This window comes from Corynebacterium sp. 1103A, from assembly GCF_055700955.1.
In genome coordinates, this window is sequence record NZ_JASTTF010000023.1 from 1 (window position 1) to 11,167 (window position 11,167).

Sequence of the window (11,167 nt, forward strand, 5' to 3'; positions counted from 1 at the left end):
CCGCGATGGTCGCCTCATTGTGCACCGGCACAAGGCCAACCGCGGGCTACAGATACACCACGCTAGCGGACGCAACCGAAAACTCCCACGGTAACGCTCTTGGAGCCACCCGAGTCGGTAGCTTTGACGACGATGGGCTTGGGCATGACGGTGAAAAATGCGCGGGCCACTTGAAACTCATCTCGGGCAAAGTCCGCGCCAGCCGCGATTGGTAGCCCAGCAAAATCGAGCATTCGTTTGGTGAGGTGCTTCCGGCGGCAGATAGTTTCAGTGTGTGCAGGGTGCCGGTACACCTTTGCGCCGACGAGGTTAAGTATTCCGGATCCTGACGGGTCAGTAATTGTGTAACGGTTAGTTGGTTTACCCCGTCGACGATGCGCTCGGTTGACCAGCCTTTTTCTCGGAAACCTCGGAGAAGCGCCGCCGGGGCGGATTTTGTCGTCTTGAGGGGGTTGAACTCGAGTTTCTTATCGAGAAGCTGCGTTTGAAGGAAACGCTTCAACGCCTCGTAATTGCTGATCATGGTTGTCTCCTGGTGTCTGGTGGAAGTTGTCCAGCTAGGCTACGCTTGGCTGCCTGACAGAACACTCCCAGCGTACGCGAGTGTTGATACTTTTCCATGCCGGTGACCGCGGCCGCTATGTAGATGCACGAACCCTGGCTGTTGCGATAAAAGTGTGGCAGCCGTTTGGGAGGCAGCGAGGGGCGCGGTGTCTGGTCAGCTACTTGACTGACACCCCCACGGAGCGTAACGCCTTCATCCAGCGCTCTTGGGGGCTGGCGCTGGCAAGGAACAACCCGAGTCGGGTGATCGAGGTCGGGTGCAGTTGCAAGAGCCTCGACAAGCCTTCCGGAGATGCGCTGAGCACGGCGTCCGCTTTGCGCGCGGCGGCGAGGAAAGTGCGGGGTAGGTGCGTAGTTCCTCGCTGTAGGAAGACGGTGGGAACTCCTAGGAGCCTGGCTCGGTCGAACACCTTCGCCGGTGGACCAACTTTAGCTTCATTTACGTGCGAGATCCGTGCCTTCCACGGGCCGGAGCCGTCAGCTTCTTGGTCGATGAGCACGACGTCGAGGTCTGGTGACAGAGAATCGAAGTAGTCCTTCTTCGGGATCTCTACAACCTCGGCGACCAACTTTCCAAGCTCCTTCCGGAGATCCGGAGCGCCCACAACGCCGACTCGCAATTCATTGAGAGGCTTCAGCAAGATGCTGTCGTTGTCGCTGAGACGGTGCGGCGTGCTGTTGCGGATGAAGTCCTCGAGCATGACTGGCGCGATGGCCGGAAGTCCCGCAGGTGCCGTCGAACCGTCGCGGCTGATGACCCCATCGAATTCCCAGTAGGGCACCTTAGGGGTGATGAGGGATTCGTCGAGAGCTATGCGCAGATCTGCTCTTTCGAAGACGCTCCGGGCGATCTGGTGGGAGAAGTTGGTCGTCCGGCGGCCGGATTCTAGATCGGACAGGGCCTCGATTGTCTCGTCCGTCCCGTCGAGGATCCACACGAAGGGCAGGCGCCATTCGTCCGCGGCTTGTGCGGCCGCAAAGGCGGTCCACCACGGCCCTTGCGCGACGAGTGCGGGGGCCCCACCGGTGGAATTAATCAACCACTGGACATCCAGCTTGGCAAGTTGGATCCAGCGATCCAGGCGGATCTCGAGATCATGCGTCGATTGCGCGCTGCCGATGTCGGGCAGCGGGTCATCGGCGTCGTCAAAGGGGACGTAGCGTTCCGGCAGGCGCAGGTAGTTCGGAGGGGTTATGTCGAGAACGTTTTCGTCGATCCCTCCAAGGGTCATCGAGAGGCTCGTCGCTCCAGCCGGACGAATGACCGCAATACCCCGGGAGAAATCGAGACCGGATTCGCGGGGGAAGAAGTGCGTAAATCGTTTCTCGTCCAGCGCGGCCATGCCTCGAAGGAATAGCTCGAGGTCTTTGACCGGACCGTGGGCGGACTTAGTCTGCGGAATGGACCCATCGAGAATCGACAGCGCAGCTTCTGGGTCGTGGTGCTGCAAGGCTTCCTCAACCTGGGTGAAGACTGGGCTGGTTATGGCCGCGCTAGCGTCGGTGTCTGGGTCTTGCATAGTTGCGTCGAATACCATTTCTAGCCATGAGTTCCGAACGACGCGGACGTCATATTTGGCTGCATGGCGCTTTGCTTGTTCGGAGAGTTTCTGAAACTCCTGCGGGGAGCGCGCGGAGAGAATCCTTTCCGCGGCTTCCTCGGTAGAGCGTACGTTGTGCTCAGTTCCAATGATCTCCTCAGAGCCTTCCCGGTGCCAGGCAATAGGCACCGCGCCGCTGGAGGCGCCTTCGATGGCCGACAAATGGAAGGTCTCGCGGGTGGAAGGGGAAAGGATCCAGCCGATCTTGGTCAGCCAATTTCCGACGTCCGGCGAGAACGGTTCGAAGACAACGTGCGTGGACAAATTGGGATCTGCCCCGATGCGTTCGTAGAACGCCCGGTAGGAATCTTGGTGGGCGCTTTTCTTCCATTCCCACGCATAGTTCCACGGCAGGTGTCCCTTAATGTGGAGCACATAGCGGGGATCTGTCTCCAGCAGCTTCTCAAGGAGAGCGATGGCCCTGTCGGGACGTTTGAGGATGGGCACGATTCCGACGGTGCCGATGTGGAAGCGGGCGTCGGGTTCCTTCTCCCGCTCAAGGTCGCCTGGGTTGACGGTGTTCGGCACCACCGTCAGCTTTTCCGCCGGCCACTGCTTCCACTGGATAGCCTTGTCCCGGTAGAACTCGGACGCGAACACAATCCGGTGACAGTTCTCGACTACGAGGTCGTCGATCCAATCCTGCAATAGTTCGTAGCCGTGCAGGTGAACGATGAGTTTCTGGTTGCCCTGGACATTCTGCGAGTACCAAATGGCGTTCTTAGCAGCGAACTCGGCGATGATTACTTCTGCCCAGTCCAGGAACGGCTTGCTCTTCTTTGGCTGCGGCTTGGCGTTGGCCTCGAAGAGATCGACGCGCAGGTCGATGTCTTTTCGCTGGACGAGGCTGTCCACTAAGTCTCCGGCAAATTTGAAGTCTGCACCGGCCAGCAGCAGACGGACTGGCCTCTCTCGGAACGAAACCGCACTGTAATCCGGCAAGTCCGTGGAAAAGTACGCGCTGAAGGAGTCGGCCTTAATCGGCTTGTCTGTTATCTGCGTGGGGGTCGGTAGCGAGACCTGCCCGGAGGAAAGGACGCCAAAACCGGCCTCAGACAGCAGTGCCGCAGAAATCTGCGCGCTGACTGTTTCTTCCTCGCATCCTTCAGGGATGAGGACAACGCTGTTCGGCGAGTAGAACTGGCTGTCGGCGAAGGCGCAGGCCGCGGTGGCGAGCCCCGGCAATTCGTATAGGCCAGAGTCTTTCAGAAGCTGGGTATCTTCCTCGGTGGCCTCTTCGGGAAAGTGGGTGAGCACAATCCTCGGCGGCCGCTTTGCGGCCATGAACGAGCGGGCGATGTCTGAGAAATCAAAGTTCTCAAGAACCGGAGAAAACACGCTGTAGTCTAGGACAAAGGTCTCGTGTTGCTGGTTGGCGTCATCGGTCGTAGAAGCGAGGGGAGATCCTTTGGCCAGCGATAGGACCGGGAGTCGACGAGTCTTCGAGGTCGAGGCGGCGATATTTGATTCGATTTGACGTCGCGAGCGCCGGGACGTGGTCAGGATAAGCTTGGAATTCTCAGAAATGATCTCCAGGGCTTCTGCATCCTGCGGAAATCGGACTGAGGGGCGGAAGGGATCATCGTCGATAAAGGACCACAGCGCGCTCTGGAGGGCGTTGCTTCCGGCTACATATCGAGAAAGCTCAAGCCCCTGGGTGAGGACGATGTCGTAGTCAGGATGGTCGGAACCTGTTGCCAGATTAACAATCTGGCGAGACCGGAAGCGAGGCTTGACACCCGCGAGATCGACGCTAGAGGGATCGTCGAAAGGCTGTACGGGGAGAACATTGACGCCTTGGGAGCGCAGGTGGTCGTGGAGCGGGTGATCCTCCGTAGCGCGGGACAGGAAATCGATCTGAGTCGTTCCATCGTTGAGGTACGCCAGAAAATTGGCTGCCCACGCGGCAGAGAATTGGCTAGTGGCGTAGGCACAATCGAGGGCGACCAAGATTCGCGTGGACGTGTCCTTCGAGTGATTCATGTTTTAGTCTCCTCGCTTCTTCGCCATGGTGGCCCAGTACTGCCAGGCGCCGGTTTGCGGGGCTTCTTCCTCCATGTCCTTTTCGGGGATGTGGGACAGGTCGACGGTTGCGGTGGAGCGTATTCGAGCGAGCTCTGGGCCGTCAGCAGCCGACGGATCGGGCAAAAACATAACGACCCCGCCCCGCGCCCGGATCAGGCGTCCGGCCTCGAAAACCTCGTCGGCTAGGTGCTTGTTCCCGCCGTTGTCGGTCCCGAGCCACGGGCCGCTGTGAAAGGCTGCAGCGTCTATCACCATCCGGGTCACGCAATCTTCTGCGGCCTGTTCGCTAAGGACGCCCGGGATTCCAAATTGGTACGTGGTCGGCTCTGGAAGGGCGTGGAATGACTCTGGGGTCGATACGAGGATCGACGACGGCGTGGTGGTTTCCGTAGGCTTTAGCATGCCCTTCAGTGTGATTCCGAAGGAGCTCTTCTTAACGGGTGGCGTAGAGGCTCTGCCGAGCTTTGCCAGCAGCGTCAAAACGCTAGGGTCATGTGCCATCGTTTTAAACCTCTTCAATCCCAGAATCGAGGTGCGGGAACTTCGCGATCAGCAGCTTCCACAGCTGTTCGCGGGCCGTTAAAGCGTCGCCGACCGGAGTCTTTACGTCCACGGGCTTTTGCGACAGGATGGAACCGTCCTCCACAAATCCCCACGATTTAGCTGAAGAACCTGCGTAGTCGCTCCACTTCGAAGGCAGGTAGGGATTAAATTCGTGGTGGGGACCCGACTTGGCGTCGTTGACGATCAAGTAGTCCAGTTTCTCTGTAGTAGCAAGGAACTTAAGAAACGGCAGTGAGGGATTAAACGAGACCTTCTCTTCGATGCCTTGGGCGCCGACGCCGTCGTATGCGCGTTTCACGAGATCATCAAATTGCTTTTTGCTGAGGTTGCGCGGGCGCCGGTTTCCTTCGCCCGCCGGAATATAGTTTGTGAAGACGTGGAGATGGACCTTGTCTGCCAACGCCGGGGGCAGCGTGCGCATGGCGGCCGTGACCTCAGTAATCGACCGGCTTGAATAGAACTCGCCGAAGTAGCCGAGGTTGAGAACTTGCGGGTCGACCTCGTACTCAGACTCTTCATGGAGGTAGTAACCGCGAGGCAGCGTGGGGTGATTGCTGACTTGGGCCTTTTGTTTAACCCGGGCCCGCAAATCTACCGAGGGGATGTGGCTCAACATCGTCTTGAGCTGGTTGGAATTGGTAAAGAGCAGTTCGTCCGCAAAAGCGTAGGGAAGCAGCTCCGACAGAGAAAACACGGTGATCTCCGCCGGGTCGAGGTCTGGGTAGGTGGCCAATAGGTCGTTGAGGAACAGTCTGCTCAATTCGTCCTCGGGGAGTTTTCCGCCGCGGGGTTTACCTTCCACATCGAGCGAGAGGGGATCTGAGAATTCGGCTACCCAGCGAAGCTCGGGGTGCTCCCGCTTGAACATGGCGCCCGCGAGGTGCGACGGCGCCCACATGGCTCTGGTGTAGAAAAACTCGTAAGGAGCCTGCTTCAGAAGGTGGTTGGCGTAGAAATTAGCTTTGTAGACGAAAGCCTTGAACGGCTCCCACGTTGCCCACGACGGTGCGAGCGGTAAGAAGTGCCGGCTAGCCACGTAGGGGTCCGCGATTGCCTCCACCGTCGTGTCTTTCTTCTTTTTGTGTAGGAACGAGCAGGCGATGACGTCCACGGTCTCGCCAAAATTACGCAGGCGCTTAGACGCCACCGTGGCACCCGTGTCTTGGAAAGGGGAGAAGTTGTAGAGAAGAGCCAAACCTGTTGCTTGAGGACGTACTTCGTCCCAGGGGAAGGCCCCGCCCGTTGAGTATTGGATGTAGTCGGAGACCTTCGTGCGGCGCTCACCGTTTTCGGAAATCAGTTGGCGCACCCAGGACGCGTTTGTCCGGCGAGCCTCTAGGAGGGCTTCCCGTGTTTTCGAATCGAAGCAGTCGTCAATCAGCGCATTGATGAGGTTGTTGAGAGCGCAAGTCAGCGCCAGACCCGGCAACTCGGTAGCGCCATCCTCTGGCCGAGCGCCCAGATTCATTTTTTCTAAAACGTCGGGCTCTATCAGTGAGGAAACCTGGGAGGCAGCGGTCTGGACCTCCCTAATCGGGCTCGCGGAGGCATCCGCTAGTACAGATCCAGCGGAGGTTTCTACTCTGTGGGTCGGGGCCATTCTTGATGTTTCCTACTTCTCCTGGGTGATCGGTGACGCGGTGTTCTGGTCCTTAATCGACCGATTCAGCTGCTGAGTATTCAACTTTTCCGACTCCCGCAGGGTAAGGCGCAGGGCTCGAACTTCCCGGGCGATGTTGTTGGCGTCACGATCGCTCCGGCTTACCGCGGTAGCGCTCGAATTCTGTTGGGACCAAACCTTCACCGACTCGGAAAGATCATCGATCTTGGCGGATAGAAGGCTGATGTCATTCGAGTGAGACGTGCTTGGTGCGGCGATGCCACTGGACTGGATAGTCTTACGCAGCGCGGCCAGCTCGCGGCGCATGCGCAAGTGCCCGGTTACCGGCGTGAGTGCGACGCTGAGACCGATGAGTCCCAAACCGGCCGGATACAGGCCTAAGAAAGTGAGGATTACACCAATGAGAGCGATGCCAACCTGCAACGCAAGTGCTCCCAAGTAGAGGTTACGGTCGTTCATGTGGTTCCTTTCCTGGTGGGACGTTACTCAGACCAGCGCACCTGAATGAAATCAGATACCGCTAAGACAGCTCCCGCCTAAGCTGAAAGATGAGTGGCCAGCAAAGTCAAAAGTTCTAGTCCTGTCGCGCGTTGAGCATATCGTTCCAGATCCCCTTGGTGTCGACGACTTCCTTGCCGTCCATCAGGTGCGCGTCTAGGTCCTTGAACTCCTTGTGGTCGACCAGCAACAGGATGACATCGGCGTCGTTGATAGCCTGGGTGTACTCGGTAAGCTGCGCGTTGTCGAAGCCCTTGAGACGCTTGGGCAGCTCGTCGACGTTCGGCTCAGCGACCAGGAAGGTGGTGTCTTCCAGCTCTTCGGCGAGGTCCACCGCGATGTTGAGGGCCGGTGATTCGCGCAGGTCGTCGATGTCCGCCTTGAAGGCGAGGCCGAGGACGGCGACCTTCGAAGCGCCGGTGCGTTCGATGGCTTCCTTCACCTTGCTGATAACCCAGGCCGGCTTTCCGTCGTTGACGTTGCGGGCGGTGTGGATGAGCTTTGAGTTTTCCGGATCCGCAGACACGATGAACCACGGGTCCACGGCGATGCAGTGACCGCCGACGCCGGGGCCGGGCTGAAGGATGTTGACGCGCGGGTGGTGGTTCGCCAGTTCGATGAGCTCCCAGACGTCGATGCCGAGCTTGTCAGCAATGAGGGAAAGCTCGTTGGCGAAGGCGATGTTGACGTCGCGGAAGGAGTTCTCTGTCAGCTTGGCCATCTCCGCAGTGACGTCGTTGGTTGGCAAGAGCTCGCCCTTGCAGAAGGAGGAGTAGATAGCGGTGGCGCGCTTCGTTGCCTCCGGGGTCTGGCCGCCGATGATGCGGTCATTAGTGCGCAGCTCTTCCATAGCCTTGCCCGGAAGAATGCGCTCTGGGCAGTGGGCGAAGTAGACCACCGGCTTGCCCTCAGGGTTATCGGTGCCGTCGGCGACAAGGTCGGGGCGGAGCTCGAGAATCTTGTCGGCCATCTTCTTGGTGGTCAGCGGCGGGGAAGTGGATTCCAAGATGACCAGCTCATCGCCCTCCAGCTGCGGCGCGATGGCCTCAGCTGCCGAGTAGATAAACTTCATGTCGACGTCGTAAGACTCAGTAAACGGCGTGGGCACCGCGATGATGTAGGCATTCGCGTGAACCTGCTCCGTGGTGGCCTTGAAGCGGCCAGACTCCAGTGCCGAGCGCAGCTCTTCTTCCAACCCCGGCTCAACGATGGTTACCTCGCCGCGGTTGATGCGGTCAACGTTCGGACCGTTGACATCGACACCAGTGACTTTGACACCGGAATTAGCTAGAACAACGGCGGTCGGAAGGCCAATATAGCCAAGGCCAACAAATGCGACGTGAGTATTCGACATGGGAATCCTATGCAATAGAAGTAAAGGGCACGCAAGCATGTTTCGTCCTGGCGTGCCTAGTAAAACCTGGGTGGGACTCGGAACGGATGTTACACGTGTGGCAGTAAGCTTGCTGGGGAAGATGTAAAATCTTATTCAAAACTTAAGTTAGGATGACTTTTTTGGGGGTGCATCGAACGAGAGGATAAGCGGGTCTATGGGAAATAGGGGCTCGGGTATGAGCGTCTCTCTTGTATGGTTGATGAACATCTTAATGCTCGACTGAGTCCTCTTGGGGACCACATACGTTCCGGAAAATTTCCGGCTAAAAGGCAATGTGAACAATTTTCAGAATTACTTCAGTTAGTCCGACAAGTTGTGATGGGAAAGCCAATGCCAGAGTGAGGGGTTTAGGCACAGTAGCGATCTGTTACGCATGCCGAAGTGTTGCGGGGTGCTCAGCCTCTAGGCATGTGAAGTCGTATGTACTATAGATAGTCGGCTCGAGTTTTCGCTGCTCGCGAAGAGTGTTCCCCGCGCAAGCGGGGATGAGCCCGATTCGAGCAGTGCTTGCCACCCACGCGGCGGGTGTTCCCCGCGCAAGCGGGGATGAGCCGGGGACGGCTAATGGCCTTGGTGAGGCCGCTACGTGTTCCCCGCGCAAGCGGGGATGAGCCCTTATCGATGATGCCATCCCAGATACCCTTGACGTGTTCCCCGCGCAAGCGGGGATGAGCCGTCGCCGTCCGGGGTTTCTGCGATGAAATTAGCGTGTTCCCCGCGCAAGCGGGGATGAGCCGGCGCTTTCCGAGGTCAGCCAGAACACCATTGAGTGTTCCCCGCGCAAGCGGGGATGAGCCTCACCCCGGATGGTCATACCCGCTGGGTGACCGGTGTTCCCCGCGCAAGCGGAAATGAGCCCGCCACCTGGCCGACGTAGTAACTCGAGCCATCGTGTTCCCCGCGCAAGCGGGGATGAGCCGCCGCCGTAGCCGATAGTTGCGCGCTCCAGAACGTGTTCCCCGCGCAAGCGGGGATGAGCCCCTCGTTCTTAGCAACGGCACCGGCATTATTGAGTGTTCCCCGCGCAAGCGGGGATGAGCCCAGCATCCGCCGCCTGCTTCGACTTCTGAGTAAGTGTTCCCCGCGCAAGCGGGGATGAGCCCGGCACCCAGCACACCCCAACGGGCGCCTCGTCGTGTTCCCCGCGCAAGCGGGGATGAGCCACCAGGCGGCGAGACCACCGCCGGGGCTAGAGGAGTGTTCCCCGCGCAAGCGGGGATGAGCCCACCACGCCGCGCCGGTCACGGCCCGTGTGCTGGTGTTCCCCGCGCAAGCGGGGATGAGCCCTTGGCCCGGCGCACCTGCTTGAAGTGCGTGATGTGTTCCCCGCGCAAGCGGGGATGAGCCCTCGACCTAGAGCAGATGGCAGGACTCGCCCCGGTGTTCCCCGCGCAAGCGGGGATGAGCCCCAGGTCATCTTCAACACGGATCATGACTTCCGGTGTTCCCCGCGCAAGCGGGGATGAGCCCCGGCCAGTGGGTCGAATTCCGAGTTATGGGGCGTGTTTCCCGCGCAAGCGGGGATGAGCCCGTGGATTTGACGTGGCTGAACGCCCACAGGGGGTGTTCCCCGCGCAAGCGGGGATGAGCCGTCCGCCGTGGTGGGTGTGTGTTCCTCGAGGTAGTGTTCCCCGCGCAAGCGGGGATGAGCCCCACTACGGCGATCCCATTGAAGTATGGGGAGAGTGTTCCCCGCGCAAGCGGGGATGAGCCGGAGGTAACCCGTCCCCTATCTACCTGTATTTCGTGTTCCCCGCGCAAGCGGGGATGAGCCCACCGGCCGCGAGAATGACGAAAAACCCGTGAGCGTGTTCCCCGCGCAAGCGGGGATGAGCCTATTCGGGACGCCGGGCCGTTCTTCCTCCGGGAGTGTTCCCCGCGCAAGCGGGGATGAGCCAGCACCAGTGGTGCCAAGCTCTCGCTCATTACTGTGTTCCCCGCGCAAGCGGGGATGAGCCTCACCCCGGATGGTCATACCCGCTGGGTGACCGGTGTTCCCCGCGCAAGCGGAAATGAGCCCGCCACCTGGCCGACGTAGTAACTCGAGCCATCGTGTTCCCCGCGCAAGCGGGGATGAGCCGCCGCCGTAGCCGATAGTTGCGCGCTCCAGAACGTGTTCCCCGCGCAAGCGGGGATGAGCCTTGCACGGCCGCGTTGACGTACATCCCGGAGTAGTGTTCCCCGCGCAAGCGGGGATGAGCCGGTGGTATCCCAGCTACCCTAGATCCGCCGAAAGTGTTCCCCGCGCAAGCGGGGATGAGCCCGCCGAGGACCCGGACGCGGACGACCAGCTGGGGTGTTCCCCGCGCAAGCGGGGATGAGCCCACCCCGGCCCGGCCCTGCCCCGGGTCGTTGTAGTGTTCCCCGCGCAAGCGGGGATGAGCCCCGATCCCCGGCTTATGACGTGAGTACCGGGCAGTGTTCCCCGCGCAAGCGGGGATGAGCCTATCCTTAAGACGCTCCCGACGCTCCTGAGCGAATGTTCCCCGCGCAAGCGGGGATGAGCCCTGCCGCGACCCTCAATATGGCGACTACTATGAGTGTTCCCCGCGCAAGCGGGGATGAGGCGGTGTGTCGAGTCATCGTGGCGGCGGCATCGTAGTGTTCCCCGCGCAAGCGGGGATGAGCCCCTCTGGCCAGCGTAAACAACCGATACTTTCGGTTGTTCCTCGCGCGAGTGGGGATGGGGCTCTTTGCCGTGTCTGGAATTACTTGGGCCATTGGAATTGTTTGTTCATTCTACAGGGATGCTAAGTGATATGATCCGTCTGTAAACTGACGGTTCGAGTGGGAGGGGTGGGCGAGAACGCCCCGTAAAGAATGAAGCGTCCTGGGTTTAGTTCCTACCTCAGCTAAGGAAGGATTGAACTATGCCTAGAAAGTATTCCGTCGAGTTCA

Annotated in this window: 6 protein-coding genes and 1 CRISPR repeat array; all 6 genes read right to left on the bottom strand. The window is 59.6% G+C overall.

Going from position 1 to position 11,167, the window contains the following annotated elements; translation table 11 throughout:
• Positions 1-46: 46 nt before the first annotated feature.
• A complete protein-coding gene (locus tag QQS52_RS11330; RefSeq protein ID WP_472773939.1) occupies positions 47-523 on the bottom strand; it encodes a hypothetical protein in 477 nt (158 codons plus the stop codon).
• A gap of 199 nt (positions 524-722) precedes the next feature.
• Positions 723-4,148: a glycosyltransferase gene (locus tag QQS52_RS11335; RefSeq protein ID WP_472773940.1), complete on the bottom strand. Its 3,426-nt coding sequence runs from the start codon at positions 4,146-4,148 to the stop codon at positions 723-725.
• 3 nt (positions 4,149-4,151) lie between these two features.
• On the bottom strand, positions 4,152-4,445 hold the full coding sequence (locus QQS52_RS11340; protein WP_472773941.1) for a hypothetical protein: 294 nt from the start codon (positions 4,443-4,445) through the stop codon (positions 4,152-4,154).
• Between the two features lie 250 nt (positions 4,446-4,695).
• Entirely contained in the window at positions 4,696-6,222 is a 1,527-nt protein-coding gene (locus tag QQS52_RS11345) for a hypothetical protein (RefSeq protein WP_472773942.1), read from the bottom strand.
• A 144-nt stretch (positions 6,223-6,366) separates the two neighbouring features.
• Positions 6,367-6,834, bottom strand: a complete 468-nt coding sequence (locus QQS52_RS11350; protein ID WP_472773943.1) for a hypothetical protein — start codon at positions 6,832-6,834, stop codon at positions 6,367-6,369.
• Between the two features lie 115 nt (positions 6,835-6,949).
• Positions 6,950-8,227, bottom strand: a complete 1,278-nt coding sequence (wecC, locus tag QQS52_RS11355; RefSeq protein WP_472773944.1) for a UDP-N-acetyl-D-mannosamine dehydrogenase — start codon at positions 8,225-8,227, stop codon at positions 6,950-6,952.
• A gap of 506 nt (positions 8,228-8,733) precedes the next feature.
• A CRISPR array of direct repeats spans positions 8,734-10,898; the repeat unit is 28 nt; unit sequence GTGTTCCCCGCGCAAGCGGGGATGAGCC.
• Positions 10,899-11,167: the final 269 nt, after the last annotated feature.